Source organism: Actinomadura sp. CNU-125 (assembly GCF_001942465.1).
In the GTDB taxonomy this organism is placed as follows: Bacteria; Actinomycetota; Actinomycetes; order Streptosporangiales; family Streptosporangiaceae; genus Spirillospora.
This window is the reverse complement of sequence record NZ_MKJY01000188.1, coordinates 1-26,008: the sequence shown is the minus strand read 5'-3', so window position 1 is coordinate 26,008 and position 26,008 is coordinate 1. Positions and strand designations below refer to the sequence as shown.

Genomic DNA, 26,008 nt, shown 5'->3' with positions numbered 1-26,008 from the left:
GGCCGCCCTTGACGCGAGAAATACCGAACCACTAGGGCGAATGCCTACGAACCGCGTTCGATGAGCGCGTTCCGGCCGAGCCCCCGCAGGGACGCGTCGAGCACCTCCACGGTGTGCGCGATCGCGATGCCGGTGCCCTGGCGGCGCAACGCGCCCGCTATCTGCATCGTGCATCCGGGGTTCGCGGCGACCAGCAGCTCGGCTCCGGTCGCGGCCACGTTCGCCGCCTTCCGGTCGCCGAGTTCGCCCGCCGCGTCCGGCCGCAGCAGGTTGTAGGTTCCGGCCGAGCCGCAGCAGACGTCGGGATCGGCGATCTCCCGGACGTCCAGTTCCGGGATCCCCGCGAGCAGCTCCCGAGGCTGGCTCCGCACGCGCTGCGCGTGCGACAGGTGGCACGCGTCGTGGTAGGCGACGGTGACCGGAAGCGGCCGCCGCTCCGCGCGGGGGCCCAGCTCGGCGAGGAACTCCGCGACGTCGCGGGTGCGTTCCGACAGGCCCTCCGCCCGCCGTGCCCAGGCCGGATCCCCGGCCAGCAGCGCCCGGTACTCCTTCATCGACGACCCGCAGCCCGCCGAGTTCACCACGACGACGTCCACGCCCTCGAACGCCTCGATCGTCCGCCGGGCGAACGCGCGCGCCTCGTCCTCGCGTCCGGCGTGCATCGACAGGGCGCCGCAGCACCCCTGCCCGCGCGGGACGACGACGTCGCACCCCTCCAGCGCCAGCACGCGCGCCGTCGCCGCGTTGACGTCCGGGAAGAACTCGCCCTGCACGCAGCCCACCAGCATCCCGACCGTGGCGCGCCGGTCCCCGCGCGCGGCGACGCGCTCCGGCAGCCGGGGCGCCGGGCCCAGCGGCGGCGCGAGCCGTTCCATCGCCGCCAGCGACGGCGACACGCGCTCCAGCACCCCCGAACGGCGGACGAACCGGTCCAGACCCGACCGCTGGTACGCGCGCAGCGGCCCGCGCAGCGCCCGCAGCCGCCGCCGGTACGGGAACAGCCGGAAGATCAGCTCGCGGACGGCCCGGTCCCGCAGCGGTCGCGGATGCTCGCGCTCCACCTCGGCCCGCGTCAGCTCGATCAGCCGGTCGTACCGGACGCCCGACGGGCAGGCCGTCACGCACGCCATGCAGCCGAGGCACCGGTCAAGTGCTCGACCATCGGCCCGCCGAGCGGCTCGCCCTTCGCGTGCTGGTCCATCAGGTGGATGCGGCCGCGCGGCGAGTCCATCTCCTCGCCCCACAGCACGTACGTGGGGCAGGTCGGCAGGCAGAAACCGCAGTGCACGCAGTCGCCGAGCAGGTTCGTCAGCTCGTTCGGCGATCCGGGCGCGGACGGTTCGGGCGAGGGGGATGCGGGCGAGGGGGCGCTCATCAGATTCCTCCCGTGAAACGGCCGGGGGACAGCCTGTGATCGGGGTCGAACTGGTCCTTGACGCGCCGCATCAGCGACAGGGCGGGCACCGGGCCCCACACGTCGACGGCGTCGCGCACGTCCCGCGGGGCGTAGCGGACGACCGCGCCGCCCTTGTGGCGGGCCAGCGCGGCCCGCACCCCGGCGAGGACCGCCGGTGCGCCGTCTGACGGCAGCCCCACGTACCCGTGCCCGTCCCCGCTCCACGTCACGGCGGGGCCGTGGCCGTCCTCCCGCAGGGCCGTGAGCAGGTCGCGGAGCGCGGGCGGGGGTGCGGCGACGTCGAGCAGGACCGTGCCGTCCGGGTAGCGGCCCCATCCGTCGGGTGCGTCCTCCGAGACTCGCGCTGCGTCGCCCAGCAGTTCGACCGTTTGCGCGGCGCGCGCGCGGACGCCGTCCGGGACGCCTTCCAGCAGGACGGCCACCGTTCCAGGGGAGAGGTACTCGACCGCACTCGGTACCACGGGTGAATGCAAGAGAGCCTGCACCGCTTCGTGTGCTTCCTCTGGGCCGTCCACGGGACGCGTGACGAATGCGCGAGCCGTTGGGATCGGATGCAGACGGAACGTGGCTTCGACGATGAGGCCCAGCGTCCCGTACGAGCCGCAGAACAGCCGTCCGAGGTCGTATCCGGCGACGTTCTTGACGACCTTGCCACCCGACTTCGCCAATTGACCGTCCGCCCGGACGATCGTGAGCCCGATGACCAGATTCCGTGGGGTTCCGTAAAGGGTCCGGAGCGGACCCGCCGCGCCTGCCGCGATCGTCCCGCCGACTGTGGAACCGGGGATCGGCAAGTCCAGGGCGAGCCGCTGTTCTTTACCTGCGAGCTCCTCGCTCAGCCGTTCCAGCGGCATGCCCGCCTGCGCGGTGGCCACAAGGTCTCCGGCCGCGTGCTCCACCAGGCGGTCCAGCCGCCGCGTGTCCACGATCAGATCGCACCGGTGCGGAGGCGTCCCCCAGTCCAGCCGGGTCTCGCCGCCGCGCGGGACGACCGCCAGCCCGTGCTCGGCGGCGACGCGCATCACCTCGGCGGCCTCGCCGACCGTCCCGGGCGCCGCGACGACGGCGGGCTCGACGCCCAGCACGCCCTCCTCCGGCTCGCCCGGACGGACGTCGCCGCAGACCTTCGCCAGGGCGTCGAGCGCATCGCCGGGCGTACCGCCGGGGGCGTCGCCGCCGGTCGTGGCGCCGCCGGTCTCATCGCGGGGCCGCATCAGAACAGGTCCGCCTTTCCCTCGAACGGGTGGGGTCCCTTGCGCACTCCCGGAACCTCTCCGCAGAGGCGCGGCGTCGGGAAAACCTTCCCGGGGTTGCAGAGCCCCGCAGGGTCGAACCCGCACCGAACCATCTGCATGGTGTCCAGGTCGGCCTCGGTGAACATGCGCGGCATGTACCGGGACTTGTCCACCCCCACGCCGTGCTCGCCCGTGATGGACCCGCCATGCTCGATGCAGAGATCCAGGATCGCGCCCGACACTTCCTCTGCGCGCGCGCCCGCACCCTCCTCGGCGTCGTCGAACAACACCAGCGGATGCAGATTGCCGTCCCCCGCGTGGAAGACGTTCGCGACCCGCACCCCGGACTCGGCCGACAGTTCGTCGATGCGCGCGAGCACCCGCGGCAGAGCCGTCCTTGGGATGACGCCGTCCTGGACGATGTAGGCGGGGCTGATCCGGCCCACCGCCGCGAACGCGGACTTGCGGCCCGTCCAGATCAGCGCCCGCTCCGCGTCGTCCGCCGCCACCCGGATCTCGAACGCGCCCGCGTCCCGGCACAACCGCTCGACCTGCGCGAACTGCGCCGCGACCTCCGCCTCCGGACCGTCCAGCTCCACGATCAGCACGCGCCCGCGCCCGGCGGGTACTCGCACCGCACCGCCGCCTCGGCCGCCTCGATCGACAGCGCGTCCATCATCTCGATCGCCGCCGGGACGACGCCCGCGCCGATGATCGCCGACACCGCCGTCCCGCCCGCCTCGATCGACCCGAACGCCGCGAGCAGCGTCTGCACCGTCTCGGGCACCCGCGTCAGCCGTACGGTGATCTTCGTGGTGATGCCGAGCGTCCCTTCCGCGCCGACGAACACGCCGAGCAGGTCGTAGCCCGGGCCGTCCGCCGACAGCTCCACCAGCTCCCCGTCCGGCGTGACGACCTCGCAGGCCAGCACGTGGTGCGCGGTGAACCCGTACTTGAGGCAGTGCGCGCCGCCGGAGTTCTCCGCGACGTTCCCGCCGACCGAGCAGATCTGCTGGCTGGACGGGTCGGGTGCGAAGTAGTACCCGTACGGCCGCGCGGCCCGCGTCACGTCCAGGTTGATCACCCCGGGCTCCACCACCGCCCGCTGCCCGGGAACATCGATCTCCAGGATCCGCCGCATCCGCGACGTCACGATCAGGACGCCGTCCGCGCGGGGGAGCGCCCCGCCCGACAGGCCCGTCCCCGATCCGCGCGCCACGTACGGGACGCCCGCCGCCGCGCACTCCCGGACGACCGCCGCGACCTGCTCGGCCGTGTCCGGCAGGACGACGAGGGCGGGCGTGCACCGATGGTTCGTCAGCCCGTCGCACTCGTACGTCCGCAGCCGCACGGCGTCGGTGATGATCCGTTCCGGTCCCAGCGACGCGTTCAGGCGCCGCGCGAGCGCCTCCAGCTCCGGCTCCATCCCTGCACGATCCTCCCTGCCCCCGCCCACCCGCAATGCACGGGCGACCGCGGTGGCCCGTGGACCACCGCGGCCTGCCCGGCCGGTCGAACCACCCGGTCAAACCATCCGGGTCAGCTCATCCGCTCGTAGGCGGGGGTGGTGAGGAACTCGGAGTAGTCGTCGGCCAGGGTGACCTCCTTGAACAGGGCCACGGCCTGGTCGTAGCGGGGCTCGTTGAACGCGTCGCCCAGCTCGGCGCGGATCTTGCCGAGCTCCTCGTCCAGCAGCTCCTCCACCCACTCCTTGGTGATCTTCCGGCCCTCGGCGGTGGAGACGCCGTTGTAGATCCACTGCCACACCTGCGAGCGGGAGATCTCGGCGGTGGCCGCGTCCTCCATCAGGTTGTGGATCGCGACGCGCCCGCACCGTCCAGCCAGGTCGCCAGGTAGCGCAGCGCCACGTCGACGTTGCCGCGCAGTCCCGCCTCGGTGATGTCGCCGGGCGTCGCCTTGATGTCGAGCAGGTCGGCGGCGGTGACGTTCACGTCCTCGCGGAGCCGCTCGCGCTGGTTGGGCTTGTCGCCCAGGACGCCGTCGAAGACCTCGCGGCAGACCGGGACCAGGTCGGGGTGCGCGACCCAGGAACCGTCGAACCCGTCGCCGGACTCGCGCGTCTTGTCGCCCCGCACCTTCTCCAGCGCGACCTTGTTGACCTCTTCGTCCCGGCGGGACGGGATGAACGCCGCCATGCCGCCGATCGCGTGCGCGCCGCGCTTGTGGCAGCTGCGCACCAGCAGCTCGGTGTAGGCCCGCATGAACGGCGCCGTCATCGTGATCGCGTTGCGCTCGGGCAGGACGAAGTCGGTGCCGCGGTCGCGGAACTTCTTGATGACCGAGAACAGGTAGTCCCAGCGGCCGGCGTTCAGGCCCGCCGAGTGGTCGCGCAGCTCGTAGAGGATCTCCTCCATCTCGAACGCGGCCGGGATCGTCTCGATCAGGACGGTCGCGCGGATGGTGCCGCGCGGGATGTTCAGGTGGTCCTGGGCCAGGTTGAAGGCGTCGTTCCAGAGCCGCGCCTCCTGGTGGGCCTCCATCTTCGGCAGGTAGAAGTAGGGGCCTTGCCCTTGTCGATCTGCCGCTGCGCGCTGTGGAAGAGGTAAAGACCGAAGTCGAACAGCGACCCGGACATGGGCTCGCCGTCGATCAGCAGGTGCTTCTCCTCCATGTGCCAGCCGCGCGGCCGGACCACGATGGTCGCCAGCTCGCCGTCGTCCTTGAGCGCGTAGGACTTGCCGCTCTTGGCGTCGGTGAAGTCGATGGTGCGGTCGAGGGCGTCCCGGAGGTTGAGCTGCCCCTCGATCATGTTGTTCCACAGCGGGGTGTTGGCGTCCTCGAAGTCGGCCAGCCACACCTTCGCGCCAGAGTTCAGCGCGTTGATCGTCATCTTCCGGTCGGTCGGCCCGGTGATCTCGACGCGGCGGTCCTCGAGCCCCGGCGCGGGGTCGGCGACGCGCCACGAGTCGTCCGCCCGGACGCTCGCGGTCTCGGGGAGGAAGTCGAGCGTCCCACCCGCCGACAGCCGGCGCTGCCGCTCGGCGCGGGCCGCGAGGAGCTCCTTGCGGCGGCCGCCCAGCTCGCGCTGCAGGGCGGCGAGCAGGCCGAGCGCCTCCGGCGTCAGGATCTCCTCGTACCGGTCGCCGAGCGGCCCGGCGATCTCGATGCCGTCCTCGTTGCCCATCTGCGCGCCCTTTCGTATAGCGAAATTTCGTTTCTGTTACGCGAAGAACGTTACTTGGCGGTACGTGCGCCGGTCAACGCGGGCCCCGGCCTGCGGCCGCTTTCGCGTCCCGAGCGCGTCCTGCTCCTGCCCTCCCCTCCGGCGCCCGCCGCAACCCACCGCGGGCCCACGGCGGCCCCCGCCGCGGAACCGGTGCTTAAGCAGGTGACGCGGGGGACGCCGCGTGAGACGATCGCCGGGAAGACACAGCCGCGCCGCGGCGTTCTACCGAGGACATATGACTCAACTTTTCAGTGCAGACCAGACCACGGACGAGTTCGAGCCGATGACCGGCGAACTCGACCTAGAGGACCGGCGGGCACTGCGTCGCGTCGCCGGGCTGTCCACCGAACTGACCGACGTCACCGAGGTCGAATACCGTTCCCTGCGGCTGGAGCGGGTCGTCCTGGTGGGCGTCTGGACCGAGGGCACCGCCGAGGCCGCCGAGAACTCCCTGCGCGAACTCGCGCTGCTCGCCGAGACCGCCGGGTCCGAAGTGCTCGAAGGACTCGTGCAGCGCCGCTCCCGGCCCGACCCGGCCACCTACATCGGTTCCGGCAAGGCCGCCGAACTGCGCGACGTCGTCATCGCCACCGGCGCCGACACCGTCATCTGCGACGGCGAACTCGCCCCCAGCCAGCTGCGGCACCTTGAGGAGACCGTCCAGGTCAAGGTCATCGACCGGACGGCCCTGATCCTCGACATCTTCGCCCAGCACGCCAAGAGCCGCGAGGGCAAGGCGCAGGTCGAGCTCGCCCAGCTCGACTACCTGCTGCCCCGCCTGCGCGGCTGGGGCGGCAACCTGTCCCGGCAGGTCGGCGGCCGCGCCGCCGGCGGCGTCGGGATCGGCGGCCGCGGACCCGGCGAGACCAAGATCGAGCTGGACCGGCGGCGGATCCGCACCCGGATGGCCAAGCTGCGCCGCCAGATCGCCGAAATGTCCAAGTCGCGCGACACCAAGCGCGGCGGACGGCGCCGCCACGAGGTGCCGGCCGTCGCCATCGCCGGCTACACCAACGCGGGCAAGTCGTCCCTGCTCAACCGGCTCACCGGCGCCGGGGTCCTGGTGGAGAACGCCCTGTTCGCCACCCTCGACCCGACCGTCCGGCGCGCCGAGACCCCCGGCGGCCGCGCCTACACGCTGGCCGACACCGTCGGGTTCGTCCGGCACCTGCCGCACCAGCTCGTCGAGGCGTTCCGCTCGACGCTGGAAGAGGTGTCCGACGCGGGACTCGTCCTGCACGTCGTGGACGGCTCCGACCCCGACCCGGAGGCGCAGATCGACGCCGTCCGGGAGGTCCTGCGCGAGATCGACGCCCAGAACATCCCCGAGATCATCGTGATCAACAAGGCGGACGCCGCGGACGAACTGGCGATCGCCCGGCTGCGGCGCCGCGAGCCGAACAGCGTCGTCGTCTCCGCCCGCACCGGCTTCGGCATCGAGGAACTGCGCGAGGCGATCGAAGCCGGGCTGCCCGGCCTCGAGGCCGAACTGCACGTGCTCGTCCCGTACGAGCGGGGCGACCTGGTCGCGCAGGTCCACGAGCGCGGCGAGGTCCTCAAGCAGGAGCACATCGCCGAGGGCACGATGCTGCACGCGCGTGTGCCCGAAGACCTCGCCGCCGAACTCGCCCGGTTCGAGGCCGCCTCGGCCTGACCCGTTCCGAGTGATCGCGAACCCCGCCGGACGTCCGTTCGGCGGGGTTTTCGGTCGAGAATCGACCGAATTCCGGCCATTCCTAAATGTGCGCACGGTCGCCGTACGGTGACAGCTTCGCCAATCGACTTGACGGTTCGGTCGAATTCCGTACGGTCATAGGGCTAGGACGAGGTGATGTCCGTCGATGCACCGCGTTCAAAGGTTGTCGGACGGGCCGTCAGTGCACTACCGTGACGGAACCGATATCTCCGGTCGCGTTGCCTGTGGTGGTCGCACGATCACCCAACCCTCCAACGGTGAATCGCCGGCACCCAGTCGGCGTTTCGGATCGAGAGCAGGTGGACCACTTCATGGCGTCCGGTACGTCGTCTCATCAGGGCCGGTGAACCAATGACGGTACGGCTGTTGACGAACATCGGCAGGCTCTGGACGGGCACCGACGTCTGCAGCAACGCCGCCGTGCTCATCCACGACGACCGGATCGTCTGGGCCGGCCCCGCGTCCGACCTCCCGCAGAGCGTCCCCGGCGTCATCGACGACATCGTCGACGTCGACCACGTGGAGAACCTCGGCGGCGGTCTCGTCACCCCCGGGCTCATCGACGCCCACGCCCACCCCGTCTACGCGGGGAACCGCTGGGCCGAACTCGCCATGCGCACCAGCGGCTCGTCCCACTCGGCCATCGCGGCGGCGGGCGGCGGCGTCAACTCGACCGTCACCGTCACCCGCGGCACCGACCCCTGGACCCTGTGCAACGGCGTCCGCGAACGCCTCCGCCAGTGGATCATCGCCGGGACCACCACCGTCGAGGCCAAGACCGGCTACCACCTCACCCGCGACGGCGAGCTCGCCGACATCCGGATGCTGCGCTCCCTCGAATCCGAGCCGTCGATGCCGCGCATCCACGCGACGTTCCTCGCCGCGCACATCCTCCCGCCGGAGTTCTTCGGCCGCCGCCGCGACTACATCGAGGCCGTCCGCCTCTGGGCCGGCGACGCCGCCGTCGCCGGTGCCGACAGCATCGACGTCTACTGCGACGAGGGCCACTTCACCGCCGAGGAGGCCCGCGCCCTCCTGCTCACCGGCAAGCGCGCGGGCCTGAAGGCCCGCATGCACGCCTGCGCCAACGAGCGCGTCGGCGCCGCCCAGGTCGCCGCCGAGGTCGGCTGCGCCTCCGCCGACCTGCTCACCCAGGCCAACGACGACGACATCAAGGCGCTCGCCCACGCCGGCGTCACCGCCACCGTCTGCCCCGGCAGCGCCCTCAACAGCAGCCGCGCCCCCGCGCCCGTCCGGCAGATGCTCGACCGCGGCGTCACCGTCGCCCTCGGCACCGACCACAACCCGGGCCAGTGCGGCATCACCTCCATGCCCCTGGTCATCGGCCTCGCCGTCGCCATGTTCGGCCTCAGCGTCACCGAGGCGCTCCGCGCCGCCACCCTCGGCGGCGCCGCGGCCCTCCGCTACGGCGACCGCGGCTCCCTCGCCCCCGGCATGCTCGCCGACATCGTGCTGTGGGACGCCGACCACGAGGGCGCCTTCGCCTGGGCCTTCGGCCTCCGCGCCCACCGCGTATGGCGAGGCGGAGTCCCCGTCCAGCCCTGACCCTCGGACCTCCCGACCCGCCGAGCGCACGTCACCCAAGAGCCGGGCGCACCACGCCCGGCCCCGACCCACGGACGGCACCAGGGCGCGGACGCGGACGGTGCCAACCCACGGACGATGCCAGGGCACGACGCGGACGGTGCCAACCCACGGACGGCGTCAGGGCGCGGGCGGCATCAGGGGTGCGGAACGCCAAGAGACGACGGACCGCCTCGCAGCCTGGCCGGCATCGAAACGTGGACGGTACCGCCTTCCGGACGCCGGCGGGGCACGGTCCCCGGGCGCGGCGACCGAAGTTATCCACAGCCGCGAAATCTTGGACGACGCCGCACCACGGCCTTTTAACGTCGGCGACATGAGAGCGTCCGACCGTCTGCAGGCACTCGCCGATCGGGTGCGGGCCCCGGCCGCGCCCCCGCGGGAACCGCCCGCGGCCCGCTTACGCGCGGCACCCGACCGTCCGGGCGTCCGCGCACTCGTCATCGTCGCGGTGATCGCCGCCGTGGTGGCCGCCGGGTACCTGTGGGCGTCCCGGCCGCGCCCGCAGGCCGCACCGGAGCCGGACGCGAGCGCCGCGACGCTCGCTGCAGGCCCGAGCGGGACGGACGCGCCGAGCGGGGCGAGCGGCCCCGGACCGCCCACGCAACCCTCCGGCACGGTCGTCGTCCACGTTCTCGGAAAAGTGCAGAAACCAGGCGTGATCACGCTCCCGGCGGGCTCCCGCGTAGCCGAGGCGATCAAGGCGGCCGGAGGCGTTCGGCGGGGTGCGAAGACGGGCCCCCTCAACCTCGCCCGCAAGGTGGTGGACGGGGAGCAGATCCCGGTGGGCGTCCCCGCCCCGACGCCGCCGCCCGGCGTATCGCCGACGGCGCCGAGCGGCGGCGGGACGCCGGTGAACCTCAACACCGCCACCGTCGACCAGCTCGACGAGCTGCCCGGCGTGGGGCCGGTCCTCGCCGCTCGCATCATCGAGTACCGCACCCAGAACGGCGGCTTCCGCTCCGTCGAACAACTCCAGGACGTCAACGGCATCGGTGCCAGCCGCTTTGCCGACCTCAAGTCACGAGTGCGCATTTGACCGTCTCCCACCCAGAGGCGGGGGACGCACAAAGGAAGCCCAATGAACGCTGAACCGATCTTCCGTGCGCTGTGCGGGCGGGGTGCGGAATGAACCACGATCTCCGGCTCGTCCTGCCCGCCCTGGCGGCGTGGCTGACGGCCGCCGTCGCCATCGGGGTCGCCCCGGCCGTGTCGTACGTCCTGGCGGCCGCCGCGGCGTCGCCGCCATCGTCGTCCTGGTGCCCCGCCGGGCCGAGGCGGCACCGCGCCCGATCATCGCCGGGGCGGTGCTCGCCTGCGCCGCCGCCTCCGCGATCGGCGTCGCGCTGCGCGCCACCGCGGTCGGCACCGGCCCGGTGCCCGACCTGGCCCACGCCGGACGCACCGCGACCGCCGAGGCCGTCGTCACCGGAGACCCGCAAACGAGCGCCTCGGCACGGCGGACGATCACCGTCCGGGCGCGCGTGGAAACCGTGCGGCACACCGATGTCCGCGTCCCGGTCCTGCTCATCGCGCACGACCGCCGCTGGCTTGGCCTCGTCCCCAGCCAGCGGGTGCGGTTCACCGGCAGGTTCCGCGAACCCCGCGGCGACAACCTGCTGGCGGCCGTGGTGCTCGTCCGCGGCGCACCGTCCGACCTGTCCCCGCCGTCCGGCGTGCAGCGCGCCGCCGAGACCGTCCGCGCCAGGCTGCGCGCCGCCACCGAAGACCTTCCGCCCGGGCAGCGTGGGGTGCTGCCCGCCATGGTGGTGGGCGACACGTCCCGGATCCCGCCCGATCTCGCGGACGACTTCCGGACGGCGGGGCTCACCCACCTCCTCGTCGTGTCCGGCGCGAACCTGGCGATCGTGATCGGCGCGGTGATCGGGCTGTGCCGCCTCGCCGGGCTCGGCCGCCGCCGAGCGCCGCCCCTGGCGGCCCTCGCGGTATGCGCGTTCGTCGTCGTGGTCCGGCCGGAGCCGAGCGTGCTGCGCGCGACCGTCATGGGCGTCGTCGGCCTGCTCGCTCTGTTCACCGGACGCCGTCGGCAAGGACTCCCCGCACTCGGTGCGGCGGTCCTCCTCCTCGTGCTGGTCGACCCCGCCCTGGCACGGTCCTACGGGTTCGCGCTCTCGGTGGCGGCGACCGCGGGGCTGCTCGTCCTCGCCCCCGCCTGGCGCGACCGGCTCGCCCGCCACCTGCCGGGCCCGCTGGCGGACGCCTCGCGGTCGCGGCGGCGGCCCAGACGGCGGTCGCCCCGATCCTGGTCATGCTGTCCGGAGAGGTCGGTGTCGTCTCGGTCTTCGCGAACATCCTGGTCGCGCCCGCCGTCGCCCCGGCCACGCTGCTCGGCGCGGCCGCCGCGGTCATCGCACCGTTCTCGCTCACGCCCGCACGGCTCCTGGCCCGTCCCGCGGGCCTCGCCGTCGGCTGGATCATCGGGATCGCACGCATCACGGCCGAACTCCCGTACGCGACGGTGCCGTGGCTCGCGGGCGGGGTCGGCGCGCTCACCCTGCTGGTCACGGCGGGTGCGATCTTCCTCGTCCTGCGCAGCGCCCGCATGCGCCTGCTCCTGGCCGCGCTGCTCACCGGGATCCTGATCGCGGTGGTCGCCCTGCGGGTGACGGCCCCGGGCTGGCCGCCGCCCGGCTGGCGGATGGTCGCCTGCGACGTCGGGCAGGCGACACGGTCGTGCTGTCCGCCGGGCCCGGCCGCGCCGTCGTTGTCGACGCGGGCCGGCCCCCGGGCCGGTCGACGCCTGCCTCGACCGCCTCGGGATCTCCGACGTCCCGCTCCTCGTCATCACCCATCCGCATGCCGACCACGTCGACGGGACACCCGGCGTCCGCGACGGCCGCACCGTCCGGCGTGTCCTCACCACCCCGCGCACGTCCGGCCGCGCCGCCCGCCTGGCCCGCGGCGTCCCGGCCCGTCCCGCACTCACCGGCCAGCGGTGGCGCATCGGCGATCTCACCCTGGAGGTCATCGCCCCCCTCGCCACCGGTCCGCCCCTCGCCCGCGGCGACGACGGCAGCACGATCAACAACGCCAGTGTCGTCCTGGTGGCGCGCAGCCCGGGTTTCAGCGCGCTCCTCGCGGGCGACATCGAGGCCGATGCCCAGCGCGTCCTCGCGGACGGCGTGCCGCCCGTCCAGGTCCTGAAGGTTCCGCACCACGGTTCGCGAAGCCAGGACGCCCGATTCCTGGCGGCGGCGAGAGCCTCCATCGCGCTCATCTCGGTCGGTCGCGACAACGACTACGGCCACCCGTCGCCCGCCACCCTCGACCTGCTGCGCCGCCTGCACGTCCGCATCCACCGCACCGACCGCGAAGGAGACATCGCCGTGATCCGCACGTCCACCGGCATCGCCACCGTCCCCCGCAGATGACGCCCCCCGCAGATGCCGCCGTCCCTGCAGCTGACGCTGCCCGCGGATGACGCCGCCTCGCGGATGGTGCCGTCCTGCGGATGGTGCCGCCTCGTGGAACCGCGGGTCGCTGCGAGACGCCACGGGATCGCTTCCCGGGGGACGTCGCTGTTCAGGAACGGTTGTGATGGATATCCCGGGTGGGATCGCCTTCGCCGGGGGCCATTGCGGCTCAAGGCGCGGCCGGGCGTGGCATGCTGCTTGGTGTGTCGGTAGAGCCCATCATCCTGATCGTCGGTGACGAAGAACTGCTGGCCGAGCGCGCGGTCGGCGAAGTCGTCGCGTCCGTGCGGGCGGGGGACCCGGACGCCGAGGTGATCGACCTCGCGCCCGGGGGACTGGAGCCCGGCCGGATCGCGGAGCTGACCTCGCCGTCGCTGTTCGGCGGCGGGAAGGTCCTCGTCATCCGCTCGGCGCAGGACCTCGGCAAGGATCTGACCGCCGAGGTGCTGAAGTACGCCAAGACCCCGGCCGACGACGTGGTGCTCGTGGCCCTGCATCCGGGCGGTGCCAAGGGCAAGGCGCTGGTGGACGGGCTGACGAAGCTCAAGGCGCGAAAGATCGCGGCCCCGAAAGTCACCAAGGTGGGCGAACGGGTCGATTTCGTTCGGGCGGAGATCCGCAACGCGGGCGGCAAGATCTCGGCGGACGGCGCGCGCGGACTGATCGACGCAGTGGGGAACGACCTCCGGGAGCTGGCGGCCGCGTGCAGTCAGCTCGTCTCCGACACCGGCGGGAAGATCGACGACGCCGCGGTGGCCCGGTACTACCGGGGACGGGCCGAGGTCAGCGGGTTCACGGTCGCGGACAAGGCCATCGAGGGGCAGCTGGCCGACGCCCTGGAGCAGTTGCGGTGGGCGCTCGCGACGGGCGTGCCGCCGGTACTGATCGTCAGCGCGCTCGCACAGGGCGTCCGGGGGCTCGCCAAGGTCGGCGGCGCGCCGCGGGGCGCGCGGGGCCCGGCCCTCGCCAAGGACCTGGGCATGCCGCCCTGGAAGATCGAACGTGTGCAGAAGCAGTTGCGGGCGTGGTCGGCGGACGGTGTGGCGCGCGCGATGACGGTCGTGGCCGAGGCGGACGCGGCCGTCAAGGGCGCCGCCGCCGACCCCGCGTACGCGCTGGAGAAGACGGTCGCGCAGATCGTCGCCGCGCGCGGCTGACCCGGGCCGAGCCCGCGGGCCGCTACGCCGATTCCGCGGCCTTCTTCACCCCGTTCGCCTCCATCGTGACGTAGGCGCGGGCGCGGCGGCCGAGGAGCAGGCCGAGCAGCGGGGCGAGCGGGCCCACCTGGACGAGCGTCAGCCGCAGCGTCGCGCCGCCCGGGGCGGGACGGACGAGGTGCCCGCCCGTCGTCGTCACGCCCGCCGTCCGCGACTCCCAGGTGAACGACTCGTGTTCGGTGAACTCGGTGACCGTCCAGACGGCGGGGGCCAGGCGCGGTTGCCGGACGCGGGCGCGGGCGGATCGCCGCAGGGGCCCGTCGAGCAGTTCGACGTGTTCCATCGAAGGGGTGAGGTCGGGGAGGCGTTCGACGTCGGTCAGGATGCTCCAGACCCGTTCGGGCGGCGCGGCGACGTCGACGGTGATCTCGAAGCGCATCGGTGACTCCGTAGTTCGGCGCGGACGGCCGACAGCAGGTCGGTGACCAGCGGGTCGTCGGCGCGGGACGGCAGGTGCAGGGCGTGGTAGGGGACGGCGGGGAGGTCGATGATCTCGCGGGCGACCAGGCCGGGGGAAGGGGCGACGCAGCCGTTGACGACGGCGAGGCCGACGCCGAGGGCGACGAAGTGCAGCATCAGCGGCCATCCTTCGGCCTCGACGGCGACCGACCAGGGGACGCCCGCGGCGCGCAGCGCGCGTTCGAGCGCTACGCGGTGCGGGCCCGCGGGAGGCGGGACGATCAGCGCGGCGCCGGTGAGGTCCGCGAGCGTGAGGGCGGGGGCGTCGGCGAGCGGGTGGCCCTCCGGCATGACCAGGACCTGCGGGTACGTGGCGAGGACGGTGGTCGTGAGGTCGGCGGGCAGGACGTCGAGGACGGCGACGCCCACGTCGGCGCGTCCGGTGCGGACGGCGGCGAGGGTGCGGGGTCGGTCCCCGTTGATCAGCTTGATGCCGGGACGGACGACGCCGCCCAGCAGGTACAGGTAGGCGCCCTCCCCGGCGGCCAGCGTGGGGACGCGGGACGAGACGCCGTGCAGGTCCGCGAGGAAGGACGCGACGCGGGCGTCGAGGTCGCGGGCGAAGCGGGCGGCGGCCTCGCCGGCGGGGGTGAGCGCCAGGCGGCGCCCGTGCCGGGTGTAGAGGGGACGGCCGAGCGTGTCGGCGAGTTTCTGCACTTTGACGTGCAGGGCGGGCTGGGAGATGTGCAGTTCTTCGGCGGCCCGGGTGAAATTGAGGTGGTCCGCGAAGACGGCGAAGGAGGCGAGCGCGTCGGTGGACAGCCGACTCAGGTCCATAGCCGTGAACTATAGCTGCCCGTCCGATCAATAGTTCTGCTGAAGCCTTGAGTGCCGGATCGTCGAAGCATGAACATCGAAACTCGGCTCGGCATCGACTTCGGCAGGGTGATCCAGGGCGGCGCGCTGGCGCCGGGGAGCGCGGACACGGCGTTCCTCGGCGGCTCGCTGGAGCAGGCGCTGGCCTCCCCGGCGACGGACGGCGCGTTCGACGTCCTCCCGGACCTGATCGGCCTCGTCGACGGGCGGGCCTGGATCATCTCCAAGGCGGGCGATCGGGTGCGGGCGCGGACGCTCGCCTGGCTCGACCACCACGACTTCTACCGCCGGACGGGGCTCCCGCGAGGCAACGTGCGTTTCTGCAGGAAACGGCAGGAGAAAGCCGGGCACTGCGCGGAACTCGGGATCACGCACATGATCGACGACCGGCTCGACGTGCACCGGGCGCTCCGCGGGACCGTCCCGCACCTGTACCTGTTCGGCCCGCAGCGGGACGCGGTGCCCGGGTGGGTGCGCCACGTGCCCGCCTGGACGGACGCGGGCGTGATCAGCGCAGATATCCGGGCGGGACGGACGCCGTCAGCCACACGCCGTTCGAGGTGACGCGGAACTCGTGCCCGTCGGCGGCCATCCGTCCGGCCCGTACGACCAGCACGACGGGGACGCCGCGGCGCGCGCCCACCCGCAGGGCGGTCTCGCGGTCGGGGGACAGGTGGACGGCGTGGCGGCCCATCGGCCGCAGACCCTCGCGCCTGATCGCGGCGACGGACCGTCCGGTCGTCCCGTGGTACAGCAGTTCCGGCGGGGGAACGACCGGCAGGTTCAGTTCGACGGGGACCGAGTGGCCCTGGACGGCGCGGATCCGGTTCCCGTGGAGGGCGTAGCGGCCCTTGCCGTCGGACGCGACGACGTGTTCGAGTTCGGCGCGGGTGACGGGGAAGCCGTGCCGTTCGGCGGCCGCGAGGAGTTCGTCGACGTCGGCCCAGCCCTCCCGGTCGAGGACGAGGCCGATCCGGTCGGGACGGTGCCGCAGGTGACGGGCGAGGTACTTCGAGATCCGCACGGCGCGGCGTTCGTCCATCGTCCCGCTCCTCGTGCGCGGCGCCGCGCGCCTCCGCAGGCCGTTCCGGCTCCGGCCGTCCCGGCTCCGGCCGTTCCGGCCCCGCGCGCTTCCGCAGGCCGTTCCGGCTCCGGACATGCTTCGGGGCGGCCCGTGCGGGCCGGCCCCGGACGCGTGCGGGCCTTACTTGACCTGCAGGGCGGCGGCGCGCTTGGCGATGGCCGACTTGCGGTTCGCGGCCTGGTTCTTGTGGATGACGCCCTTGCTGACGGCCTTGTCCAGCTTCTGGGCGGCGCTGCGCTGCGCGGCCACGGCGTCCGCGACGTTGCCGGCTTCGGCGGCCTCGCGGAACTTGCGGATCGCCGTCTTCAGCTCCGACTTGACGGCCTTGTTGCGCAGGCGAGCCTTCTCGTTCTGCTTGTTGCGCTTGATCTGGGACTTGATGTTAGCCACGTCGTAGTGCCTCGGTTCGCTTCGCGTTAGTTCCTCGCCTGCGCGCTCTGCAGGCTCTGACGAATGTCCAACGGGGGCGGTCGGTGTCGGTGCCCCCGGGGCACGACGGTACGCCACACGCAGTCGCACATCTTAGCAATCACCGGACCCCGTCCCAAACCGGGCCGTGCACCGAGCATTGCGCCCGGCATGGGACCATGGGAAGCACAGAACCCATGTCCACACCCCAGTGAGTTTGCGAACGGACCCCGGTGGCAGCGCCTGAGCCCAACAAGACCGATCCCGCGATCATCCGCAACTTCTGCATCATCGCGCACATCGACCATGGAAAGTCGACGCTCGCGGACCGGATGCTGCAGTTGACCGGCGTCGTCGAGGAGCGCCAGATGCGCGCCCAGTACCTCGACCGGATGGACATCGAGCGCGAGCGCGGCATCACGATCAAGAGCCAGGCGGTCCGGCTGCCGTGGACGCGCGACGGCGTCGACTACGTCCTGAACCTGATCGACACCCCGGGGCACGTCGACTTCTCCTACGAGGTGTCGCGGTCGCTCGCGGCGTGCGAGGGCGCGCTCCTGCTGGTGGACGCGGCGCAGGGCATCGAGGCGCAGACGCTCGCGAACCTGTACCTGGCGATCGAGGCCGATCTGCACATCATCCCGGTGCTCAACAAGATCGACCTGCCCGCGGCGCAGCCCGACAAGTACGCCGAGGAGATCGCGGGCATCATCGGCTGCGACCCGTCGGACGTCCTGCGCGTGTCGGGCAAGACGGGCGAGGGCGTCGCCGAGCTGCTGGACCGGATCGTCGAGACGGTCCCGGCCCCGGTCGGCGACCCCGACGGCCCGGCCCGCGCGCTGATCTTCGACTCGGTGTACGACACCTACCGCGGCGTCGTCACCTACGTCCGGATCATGGACGGGCACCTGTCCCGCCGCGAGAAGAGCCTGATGATGTCGACGGGCGCCGCGCACGAGACCCTCGAGGTCGGCGTGATCGCGCCCGAGCCGAAGCCGGTCGGCGGGCTCGGCGTCGGCGAGGTCGGCTACCTGATCACCGGGGTGAAGGACGTCCGGCAGGCGCGCGTCGGCGACACGGTGACGACCGCGACGCGGTCGGCGCCCGAGGCGCTCGGCGGCTACCAGGACCCCAAGCCCATGGTGTTCTCCGGGCTGTATCCGGTGGACGGCGACCAGTACCCCGACCTGCGGGACGCCCTCGACAAGCTGCGGCTGAACGACGCCGCGCTGGTGTACGAGCCGGAGACGTCGGCGGCCCTCGGGTTCGGGTTCCGCTGCGGCTTCCTCGGGCTCCTGCACATGGAGATCGTCCGGGAACGCCTGGAGCGCGAGTTCGGCCTGTCGCTGATCTCGACCGCGCCGAACGTCGTGTACCGGGCGGTGATGGAGGACGGCACCGAGTTCACCGTCACCAACCCGAGCGAGTTCCCCGAGGGCAAGGTCGGGGCGGTGTACGAGCCGATCGTGAAGGCGACGCTGCTGTCGCCGTCCGAGCACATCGGCGCGATCATGGAGCTGTGCCAGGGGCGGCGCGGCGAGCTGCTCGGCATGGACTACCTGTCGCCCGAGCGGGTCGAGATCCGCTACACGCTGCCGCTCGCCGAGATCATCTTCGACTTCTACGACCAGCTGAAGACGCGGACCCGCGGGTACGCGTCGCTGGACTACGAGCCCACCGACGAGCGCGAATCCGACCTGGTGAAGGTCGACATCCTGCTGCAGGGCGAGTCGGTGGACGCCTTCAGCCAGATCGTCCACCGCGACAAGTCCCGCGAGTACGGGCTGATGATGACCGCGAAGCTCAAGGAACTCATCCCGCGGCAGCAGTACGAGGTGCCGATCCAGGCCGCGGTCGGCGCCCGCATCATCGCCCGGGAGAACATCCGCGCCATCCGCAAGGACGTCCTCGCCAAGTGCTACGGCGGCGACATCTCCCGCAAGCGCAAGCTGCTGGAGAAGCAGAAGGAAGGCAAGAAGCGGATGAAGACCATCGGGCGGGTGGACGTTCCGCAGGAGGCGTTCGTCGCCGCGCTGTCCACCGGCGGCGGGGGCGAATCCACCGACAAGAGCAAGAAGTAGCGCAAGTCCCGAAACGGGTTCGGCCCCGCCTGGAGCACATGGCTCCGCGCGGGGCCGAGAACCGCTCCGGACCTACTTCCTGATCAGCGGCCAGGCGACCACGGACGGCACGCGCCGGAACTCCCCGCGGTTGGCGGCCCGTCCCGCGTACACCAGGAAGAACATCACGACCGCGGTGAAGGCCAGCGGCACCCAGATGAGCACCCCGACGGCCATCGACAGCAGCCCGCCGACGATCCAGACGGCGAGCGCGGCCAGGCCCATGTTGAGGCCCTGCGCGGCGTGCCGCCGGGCGAACGCCGAGCGCGGCTTGCCCAGGTAGACGATCGCGGGCGCGATCGCGCCGAGGAGGAACTGCCCGACGTAGGCCATCAGCGACCAGGTCCGCTCGTCGTCGCCGACCGGTCCGTAGTGGCCCGGCAGCGGCCGCGTCCGCGGCGGCTGCCCGGGATACGGTCGCGGGCCGGGCGGCGGTGCGCCCGGCGGCTGTTGCGTGCCCTGCTGCCAGTTGTTGCCGGGCTGCTGCCAGGGTGCCTGCCCGGGCTGTCCCTGGCCCTGCGAGGGGGGAGGCCCGTAGGCCATGGCGGGCTCCTCTCCGACGTCGCGCCTTCGCCGTCCGTGGTTGTGTTGGTGAACTCTACGACTCTTCGGACGCCTGCGAAGTTCGCCCCGGTTCCGGAATTACGCCCGGAGACGCGGACACCGCGCGCGGACGGCGCCGGCGTCCGTCAGCGGACGGCGTCGGGCGCGGACGGGAACTGCAGCGCGACCGTCGTGAAACGGCCGGTCCGCGGCCCGGGCCGGTCCGGTTCGTGAAGGTTGAGGCCCATCGCGGGGATCCGGGCCGTCCGGCCCCGCTCGACGACGTCGTGGCCGAGATCACGGAAGAGCGTGACGACATCGGCGGCGGGGTCGTCGAGCAGGTCGACGCCGTCCAGCCGCAGCCGCAGCTCCGGGTTGCCGCCCCAGCCGGCCCCGCGGGTCCCGACGATCTCGGCGAGCCGCTCGACGCCGTCCGCGCCCTCCTCGGTCGACAGCGCCAGCGAACCGCGCCCCACCCGCACGCTGCGGTGCCCGGCGAAGCCGCACACGAACGCGTCCCGCGGCGCCGGCGCCCCGTACAGCTCCGCGACGGCGTCGAGAGTGGCCCAGGCGTCCGCGGCCCGGGTGGAGAACAGCAGGTGGGCGTCCGGCAGCACCGCGCCGCGGCCCGGCTCCAGCGTGACGACGAACGGCGGCACCCGGCCGGGGAACCGCGCCGGGTCCGGCTCCCCGAGGGTGACGAGCCCCTCCCAGTCGACCGGGTCGTCGACGGCGAACCAGCTGATCGCGGCCTCGGCGCCGAACTCGCCGAACGTCGCGTCCGTCAGCGCCTCGGCGATCAGCCCGCGCAGCCCGCCCGCGGTCTCCGCGAGCCGCTGCCGCCACCACACGGGTTCCGGATCGTTCCGCGCGCCCGAGTTCCAGCGCGTCCCGGACGCGGACAGCTCCGTGCGGCGCTCGCCGCCCGCGTCGTCCACGACGACGCAGTGCCAGCCGTCCGCCGCCGCGCAGCAGCACCCGCGCGGGCGGCCGTCCGGTCCCACCCTCGATGCGCATCCGACGACCCTATCCGGGGCGCGGCGGTCCCCGCCCCGCGATCGTGCCCGGCTCGTCCGAGATCGTCCACGTGCCGTTCCGGTGTTCGCGCGCGACACGCGGACGGGCGTTCTTCCCGGGCGCGGATGTCGGTACGGTCGGAGGGCAGTGGCCGCGACCGGTAGCGGAGGTTCGAGGGTGGCCCACTCCGAGCAGGTTCTGCGTTCCCCGAGGGAGCGGGACACGGTGAACGGCGCCGTCCGCGCGCTGCGGTCGGCGGCCCCCGCCGGCTGGGAACGGCTCGGACTGGACTTCCGCGCCATCGTCGGCATCGACTGCGCGTCCTTCGAGATCGTCGACGCCGACGGCGATCGCCGCACCGCCATGCCGCCCGGCCACGCCGTCGGCAAGATGGACGAACTGCGCCGCGTCATGTACCGGCGGGAGAAGGGCGCGTGGTTCACGGCCCGGCTGCGGGTCGAACGGTCCGGACGGTTCAGCGCCGAGTTCGACTACGACGGCGAACCCGACTTCGTCCCGCCGCTGCCGCCGTCCGCCTACGCCCAGGACCTCGACCGCTTCCCGCGCGCCGAGGCGTACATCCCCGGCTGGCTGCGCGAGAAGCTCCGCCTGGCCTGACCACGCGCCCGCGCGCGGCAGACTGGGAGCATGCCCGCGACCCTGCCCGACGGCGACCCCGTACCGGCCGACGGCGCCCTGCCGTCCGGCGCCCTCGACGGCCTGGGCACGCGACCCTTCGCGTTCTACGTGCACGTCCCGTTCTGCGTGACCCGGTGCGGCTACTGCGACTTCAACACCTACACGGCCACCGAACTCGGACCCGGCGCGAGCCGCGACTCCTACGCCGACACGGCCGTCGCCGAGGTACGGGCGGCGCGGCGCGTCCTCGGCGACGCCGAACTGCCGGTCGAGACGGTCTTCGTCGGCGGCGGCACCCCGACCCTGCTGGCACCGGACGACCTGGGCCGCGTCCTCGCCGCCATCGACGCCGAGTTCGGCCTCGCGCCCGGCGCCGAGATCACCACCGAGGCGAACCCGGAATCGGTGGACGACGCTTACCTCGGCAAGCTCCGCGAGGCCGGGTTCACCCGCGTCTCGTACGGCATGCAGAGCGCGCGCGAGCACGTCCTGGCCGTCCTGGAGCGCACCCACACGCCCGGACGCGTCCCCCAGGTCGTCGACTGGACGCGCAAGGCGGGCTTCGAACACATCAACCTGGACCTCATCTACGGCACCCCAGGCGAAACGGACGACGACTGGAGGGCCTCCCTGGAGGCGGCCCTCGAATCGGAACCCGACCACGTCTCCGCCTACGCGCTGATCGTCGAGGAGGGCACCCGCCTGGCCGCGCAGGTCCGCCGCGGCGAGCTGGCGGCCCCCGACGACGACGCCATGGCCGACCGGTACCTGCTGGCCGACGACCTGCTCTCCGCGCACGGCCTGCACTGGTACGAGATCTCGAACTGGGCCACCGGTCCCGACGCCGCGTGCCGCCACAACCTCCTCTACTGGACGGGCGCCGACTGGTGGGGCGTCGGTCCCGGCGCCCACAGCCACGTCGGCGGGACCCGCTGGTGGAACGTCAAGCACCCCGCCGCCTACGCCGCCCGGCTCGCCGAGGGCGTCACTCCCGCGCACGCCCGGGAGGTCCTCGACGCCGACGACCGCCGCATCGAGCGGATCATGCTCGAACTGCGCCTCGCCGACGGCTGCCCCACCGATCTCCTCGACGACGACGACGCCGTCCGCCGCCTCGTCGCCGACGGCCTCCTCGAACGCGCCCCGCAGGCCGCGGGCCGAGCCGTCCTGACCCGCCGCGGCCGCCTCCTCGCCGACGCGGTCGTCCGGGAGTTGTGCTGACCACGGTCGCTCCGGGCGCAGAGCGCCCTACGGCCGCCCGGGTGGCCGCCCGCCCCCGCGCGGGGTGGGGTCTGCGGCGCACGCGGTGGGCGTCCGCTTCCGCGCGGGGTGGGGGAGCCTTCGGTTGGGTCAGGGGGTGGTTACGAAGTCGATCAGTTCTTCCACCCGGCCCAGGAGGGCGGGTTCCAGGTCGGTGTAGGTGTTCACGGAGCCGAGGATGCGTTTCCACGCGGCGCCCGTGGTGCCGTCCCAGCCGAGGGCTTCCAGGACGCCCTCCTTCCACGGGACGCCGCGCGGCACGCGGGGCCAGGCGGGGATGCCGACGGCCGCGGGCTTGACGGCCTCCCACACGTCGATGAACGGGTGGCCGGTCACCAGGACGTGCGGGGACGACACCCGCGCGGCGATCCGGCTCTCCTTGGAGCCCTCGACGAGGTGGTCGACGAGGACGCCGAGGCGGCGGTCCTCGCCGGGGGCGAACTCCTCGACGATCGCGGGCAGGTCGTCCACGCCCTCCAGGTACTCGACGACCACGCCCTCGACGCGCAGGTCGTGGCCCCAGATCTTTTCGACCAGTTCCGCGTCGTGCACGCCCTCCACGTAGATGCGGCTCTCCTTCGCGACCCGGGCGCGCAGCCCCTGGACGGCGATGGAGCCGGACGCCGACCGGCGCGACGCGGGCGCGGCCGCCGCCTCCGGGCGGACGAGCGTGACCGGTTTCCCGTCGATCAGGAAGCCGGACTTCGTGAGGGGGAACACACGGCGCTTGCCGAAGCGGTCTTCGAGGGTGACGCCGAACTTGTCGCAGGCCACGACGGCGCCGCAGAATCCGCTGTCGGGATCCTCGGCGACCAGTCCCGGTTCGGCCGGTATTTCGGCGATCTGTCCCTTGCGGGGCCTGCGCCAGTCGCCCGAGAGCACGTCGTTGCCGTAGTCCTTACTCCGCACGGGTCCGCACATTAACCGGACGGAGGCGTCCGGCGGCGTCGTCCCCGGTCGTTCGGCGTGGCGCCCGATCCGGATAGGATCGCGCCGCCGTCCGTGGCCGGGGCCCTCCAGAAGGGCCCCGACGGGTCGTACACTTGGCACTCAGGAGTAAGGAGTGCCAGCGGCACGGGCCGGGCGGCACCGGGTGATCGGGGGATCGGTGGCGGCGGACGAGGGAGGTGACAACGTGCTGGACGACCGGAAGCTCGCGGTCCTGCGCGCCATCGTCGAGGACTTCGTGTCCACCAACGAGCCGGTGGGCTCCAAGACCCTGACGGACCGGCACAACCTCGGCGTGTCCCCGGCCACGATCCGCAACGACATGGCGGTGCTGGAGGAGCAGGGGTACATCGCGCAGCCGCACACGAGCGCGGGCCGCGTCCCCACCGACAAGGGGTACCGGCTGTTCGTCGACCGGCTGTCGACGATCAAGCCGCTGTCGCCGGCGGAGCGCCGCGCGATCGAGACGTTCCTGTCCGGCGCCTACGACCTCGACGACGTCGTCGGCCGGACCGTGAAGCTGCTCGCGCAGCTGACCCGGCAGGTCGCCGTGGTGCAGTACCCGTCGCTGACGCGGTCGGCGGTGCGGCACGTGGAGCTGGTGCCGGTGGCCGAGGGGCGGCTGCTGCTCGTCCTGATCACCGACACCGGACGGGTGGAGCAGCGGGTCATCGAGGCGCCCGGCGACATCTCCCCGGAATCGGTCGGGCACCTTCGGGCGTTGCTCAACACGTGCCTGGACGGGCTCGGGCTCGGCGAGGTGCCGACGGCCGTCGCGGACCTGCCGGACAAGGTCGGCCCGGACGAGCGGCCGGTGGCGGCCGCGGTGCTGTCGGTGCTGCTGGAGACGCTCGTCGAACGGCACGAAGAGAAGATCGTTTTCGCCGGGGCCGCGAACCTGGCGGCGGTCGACTTCTCGCAGAGCCTGCGGGAGGTGCTGGGCGCGCTGGAGGAACAGGTCGTGCTGATGCGGCTGCTCGGCGAGTCCGGCGATTCCTCTACTGTTACGGTGCGGATCGGCACCGAGAACCCCGAAATGGGGTTCCGATCGACCTCCGTCGTCGCCGCCGACTACGGCGTCGGCGACCTCACGCTGGCCCGGCTTGGAGTGCTCGGGCCTACACGCATGGATTACCCCGGCACGATGGGAGCGGTACGGGCAGTGGCACGCTACGTGGGACAGATCCTGGCGGGGTCGTAAGGTGGCCAACGACTACTACGGGACCCTGGGGGTCCGCCGGGACGCCAGCGCCGACGAGGTCAAGAAGGCCTACCGCCGGCTCGCGCGGGAGCTCCACCCGGACGTCAACCCGGACCCGGAGACCCAGGAGAAGTTCAAGGAGATCACCCAGGCGTACGAGGTGCTCTCCGACCCGAAGAAGCGGGAGATGTACGACCTGGGCGCGGACCCGTTCGCGCCCGGCGGGGGCGGTGGCGGCGCCGGCGGGTTCGGCGGCGCGGGCTTCCCGTTCAGCGACATCATGGACGCGTTCTTCGGGACGTCGGCGTCGCGCGGCCCCCGGTCGCGGGCCCGGCGCGGGCGCAACGCGACGCTGCGGGTCGAGCTCGACCTGTCGGAGACCGCGTTCGGCACCACCCGGGAGCTGACCGTGGACACCGCGGTCGCCTGCTCGGCCTGCGAGGCGACGGGCTGCGCGCCCGGCACCCACCCCGACACCTGCGACACCTGTCACGGGCGCGGCGAGGTGCAGCAGGTGCAGCGCTCGTTCCTCGGCCAGGTCATGACGGCCCGGCCCTGCCCGGCGTGCGGCGGGTTCGGCTCGGTGATCCGCAACCCGTGCACCGAATGCTCCGGGGACGGACGGGTCCGCACCCGGCGCACCGTCAAGGTCAAGATCCCCGCGGGCGTGGAGAACGGCATCCACATCCAGCTCGCCGGTGAGGGCGAGGTCGGCCCGGGCGGCGGCCCGCCCGGCGACCTGTTCCTGGAGATCGTGGAGCGGGCCCACCCGATCTACGAGCGGGAGGGCGACGACCTGCACTGCACGGTCGAGATCCCGATGACGGCGGCGGCGCTCGGCACCAGCGTCACGATCGAGACGCTCGACGCGGCCGAGGAGGTCGACATCAAGCCGGGCACGCAGTCCGGCCAGGTGATCACCCTCTACAACCGGGGCGTGCGGCACCTCAACGAGAGCGGACGCGGCGACCTGATGATCCACGTGAACGTGGAGACGCCCGGCAAGCTCGACGAGGAGCAGGAGGAACTCCTGCGCCGCCTCGCGAGCTGCGCGGCGAGGAGCGTCCCCCCGGCAAGTTCGCGCCCGGCCAGCGCGGCATGTTCTCCCGCCTGCGGGACGTGTTCAACCAGCACTGAAGAGAATCGGTGACGGCCTATCGAGAGGGCCGTGACGGCGAGGACCCCGGGGACGCGGACGCGTCCCCGGGGTCCGGTGACGTTGGGGGAGAGCGATGAGCGCACCGGTGTTCCTCGCCGGGACGGCCGCGCTGGAGCGCGACCGCGTCGTCCTGGACGGTCCGGAGGGGCGGCACGCGGCGACCGTCCGGCGGCTGCGGCCCGGTGAGCGCGTCGACCTGACCGACGGGGAGGGGCTGCTCGCCGAGTGCGTCGTGGCCGCGGCCGACAAGGCGTCCCTCACGCTGGACGTCACGGCCCGGCACCGCGAGCCGCCGCCGCGGCCCCGCCTGGTCGTCGTGCAGGCGCTGCCCAAGGGCGACCGGGGCGAGTTGGCCGTGGAGACGATGACCGAGGCGGGCGTGGACGAGATCGTCCCGTGGGCCGCCGCGCGGTGCGTCACCCAGTGGCGTCCCGACCGCCGCGAGAAGGCGCTGAACCGCTGGCGGAACGCGGCCCGGGAGGCGGGCAAGCAGGCGCGGCGCAGCCGCCAGCCCGGCGGTGCCCGAGCTCGCGTCGACCGCCGAGGTCGCGCGGCGGCTCGCG

Annotated in this window: 19 protein-coding genes and 6 pseudogenes; 14 read left to right on the top strand and 11 right to left on the bottom strand. The window is 72.9% G+C overall.

Annotation, left to right across the window (positions count from 1 at the left end; translation table 11 throughout):
- Window positions 1–44: 44 nt before the first annotated feature.
- The 4 genes and pseudogenes from BJF79_RS21835 to aceB form a co-directional block, all read right to left on the bottom strand.
- Window positions 45–1,375 (bottom strand): annotated as a pseudogene (locus tag BJF79_RS21835) ((Fe-S)-binding protein).
- On the bottom strand, window positions 1,375–2,631 hold the full coding sequence (locus tag BJF79_RS21830) for an FAD-binding oxidoreductase (protein ID WP_083733648.1): 1,257 nt from the start codon (window positions 2,629–2,631) through the stop codon (window positions 1,375–1,377). Before BJF79_RS21830 ends, BJF79_RS21835 begins: the two are co-directional and overlap by 1 nt.
- Window positions 2,631–4,078: pseudogene (locus BJF79_RS21825) on the bottom strand (FAD-linked oxidase C-terminal domain-containing protein). The gene BJF79_RS21830 and the pseudogene BJF79_RS21825 overlap by 1 nt, the downstream one beginning before the upstream one ends.
- A 113-nt stretch (window positions 4,079–4,191) precedes the next feature.
- Window positions 4,192–5,797 (bottom strand): annotated as a pseudogene (gene aceB, locus BJF79_RS21820) (malate synthase A).
- Between the two features lie 277 nt (window positions 5,798–6,074).
- On the opposite strand from aceB, the gene hflX reads away from it, so the two are divergent.
- From hflX to holA, 7 genes and pseudogenes are all read left to right on the top strand, one after another.
- Window positions 6,075–7,493, top strand: coding sequence for a GTPase HflX (gene hflX, locus BJF79_RS21815; protein WP_075900040.1), 1,419 nt, complete (start codon window positions 6,075–6,077; stop codon window positions 7,491–7,493).
- Window positions 7,494–7,886: 393 nt separating this feature from the next.
- A complete protein-coding gene (gene hutI, locus BJF79_RS21810; protein ID WP_075900038.1) occupies window positions 7,887–9,101 on the top strand; it encodes an imidazolonepropionase in 1,215 nt (404 codons plus the stop codon).
- Between the two features lie 355 nt (window positions 9,102–9,456).
- Complete coding sequence (locus BJF79_RS21805; RefSeq protein WP_075900036.1) at window positions 9,457–10,179, top strand: ComEA family DNA-binding protein; 723 nt, start codon at window positions 9,457–9,459, stop codon at window positions 10,177–10,179.
- A gap of 64 nt (window positions 10,180–10,243) precedes the next feature.
- Window positions 10,244–11,278 (top strand): annotated as a pseudogene (locus BJF79_RS61035) (ComEC/Rec2 family competence protein); the annotation flags it as partial.
- A 131-nt stretch (window positions 11,279–11,409) separates the two neighbouring features.
- Window positions 11,410–11,634: pseudogene (locus BJF79_RS61030) on the top strand (ComEC/Rec2 family competence protein); the annotation flags it as partial.
- Between the two features lie 286 nt (window positions 11,635–11,920).
- Entirely contained in the window at window positions 11,921–12,532 is a 612-nt protein-coding gene (locus tag BJF79_RS67120; protein ID WP_410050118.1) for a ComEC/Rec2 family competence protein, read from the top strand.
- A gap of 233 nt (window positions 12,533–12,765) precedes the next feature.
- On the top strand, window positions 12,766–13,731 hold the full coding sequence (holA, locus tag BJF79_RS21795; RefSeq protein WP_075900034.1) for a DNA polymerase III subunit delta: 966 nt from the start codon (window positions 12,766–12,768) through the stop codon (window positions 13,729–13,731).
- 22 nt (window positions 13,732–13,753) lie between these two features.
- Here the strand turns inward: holA and BJF79_RS21790 are convergent, their stop codons facing one another.
- Both BJF79_RS21790 and BJF79_RS21785 read right to left on the bottom strand, forming a co-directional pair.
- Complete coding sequence (locus tag BJF79_RS21790; RefSeq protein ID WP_075900032.1) at window positions 13,754–14,170, bottom strand: SRPBCC family protein; 417 nt, start codon at window positions 14,168–14,170, stop codon at window positions 13,754–13,756.
- Window positions 14,110–15,027: a LysR family transcriptional regulator gene (locus BJF79_RS21785; protein WP_075900030.1), complete on the bottom strand. Its 918-nt coding sequence runs from the start codon at window positions 15,025–15,027 to the stop codon at window positions 14,110–14,112. Before BJF79_RS21785 ends, BJF79_RS21790 begins: the two co-directional genes overlap by 61 nt.
- Window positions 15,028–15,096: 69 nt before the next feature.
- Between BJF79_RS21785 and BJF79_RS21780 the strand changes: the two genes are divergently transcribed.
- Window positions 15,097–15,630: a hypothetical protein gene (locus BJF79_RS21780; protein ID WP_075900028.1), complete on the top strand. Its 534-nt coding sequence runs from the start codon at window positions 15,097–15,099 to the stop codon at window positions 15,628–15,630.
- Here the strand turns inward: BJF79_RS21780 and BJF79_RS21775 are convergent.
- A complete protein-coding gene (locus BJF79_RS21775) occupies window positions 15,575–16,108 on the bottom strand; it encodes an RNA 2'-phosphotransferase (protein WP_075900026.1) in 534 nt (177 codons plus the stop codon). The genes BJF79_RS21780 and BJF79_RS21775 overlap by 56 nt on opposite strands.
- 162 nt (window positions 16,109–16,270) lie before the next feature.
- Complete coding sequence (gene rpsT, locus BJF79_RS21770) at window positions 16,271–16,540, bottom strand: 30S ribosomal protein S20 (RefSeq protein WP_075900024.1); 270 nt, start codon at window positions 16,538–16,540, stop codon at window positions 16,271–16,273.
- A 251-nt stretch (window positions 16,541–16,791) separates the two neighbouring features.
- Between rpsT and lepA the strand changes: the two genes are divergently transcribed.
- Window positions 16,792–18,639: a translation elongation factor 4 gene (gene lepA / locus BJF79_RS21765; protein WP_075900022.1), complete on the top strand. Its 1,848-nt coding sequence runs from the start codon at window positions 16,792–16,794 to the stop codon at window positions 18,637–18,639.
- A 72-nt stretch (window positions 18,640–18,711) separates the two neighbouring features.
- Here the strand turns inward: lepA and BJF79_RS21760 are convergent, their stop codons facing one another.
- Window positions 18,712–19,221, bottom strand: coding sequence for a DUF4870 domain-containing protein (locus BJF79_RS21760; RefSeq protein ID WP_075900020.1), 510 nt, complete (start codon window positions 19,219–19,221; stop codon window positions 18,712–18,714).
- A 146-nt stretch (window positions 19,222–19,367) separates the two neighbouring features.
- The gene (locus BJF79_RS21755) at window positions 19,368–20,225 is read right to left on the bottom strand and encodes a hypothetical protein (RefSeq protein ID WP_143220081.1); all 858 of its coding nucleotides are present in this window, start codon (window positions 20,223–20,225) and stop codon (window positions 19,368–19,370) included.
- 190 nt (window positions 20,226–20,415) lie between these two features.
- On the opposite strand from BJF79_RS21755, the gene BJF79_RS21750 reads away from it, so the two are divergent.
- On the top strand, window positions 20,416–20,856 hold the full coding sequence (locus BJF79_RS21750) for a hypothetical protein (protein ID WP_075900018.1): 441 nt from the start codon (window positions 20,416–20,418) through the stop codon (window positions 20,854–20,856).
- A gap of 30 nt (window positions 20,857–20,886) precedes the next feature.
- Window positions 20,887–22,098 carry a radical SAM family heme chaperone HemW gene (gene hemW, locus BJF79_RS21745; protein ID WP_075900016.1) on the top strand — a complete coding sequence of 404 codons (1,212 nt, stop codon included), beginning with the start codon at window positions 20,887–20,889 and terminating at the stop codon, window positions 22,096–22,098.
- Window positions 22,099–22,227: 129 nt separating this feature from the next.
- Here hemW and BJF79_RS21740 read toward each other — a convergent pair whose 3' ends face one another.
- Entirely contained in the window at window positions 22,228–23,058 is an 831-nt protein-coding gene (locus BJF79_RS21740) for a DUF3097 domain-containing protein (RefSeq protein WP_075900014.1), read from the bottom strand.
- 214 nt (window positions 23,059–23,272) lie between these two features.
- Here BJF79_RS21740 and hrcA point away from each other — a divergent pair, with 214 nt between their 5' ends.
- The 3 genes and pseudogenes from hrcA to BJF79_RS21725 form a co-directional block, all read left to right on the top strand.
- On the top strand, window positions 23,273–24,286 hold the full coding sequence (gene hrcA / locus BJF79_RS21735; protein ID WP_075900072.1) for a heat-inducible transcriptional repressor HrcA: 1,014 nt from the start codon (window positions 23,273–23,275) through the stop codon (window positions 24,284–24,286).
- A gap of 1 nt (window position 24,287) precedes the next feature.
- Window positions 24,288–25,423, top strand: a pseudogene (dnaJ, locus tag BJF79_RS21730) (molecular chaperone DnaJ).
- 95 nt (window positions 25,424–25,518) lie between these two features.
- The coding region (locus BJF79_RS21725; RefSeq protein ID WP_143220080.1) for an RsmE family RNA methyltransferase at window positions 25,519–26,008 on the top strand (490 nt) is incomplete at its 3' end.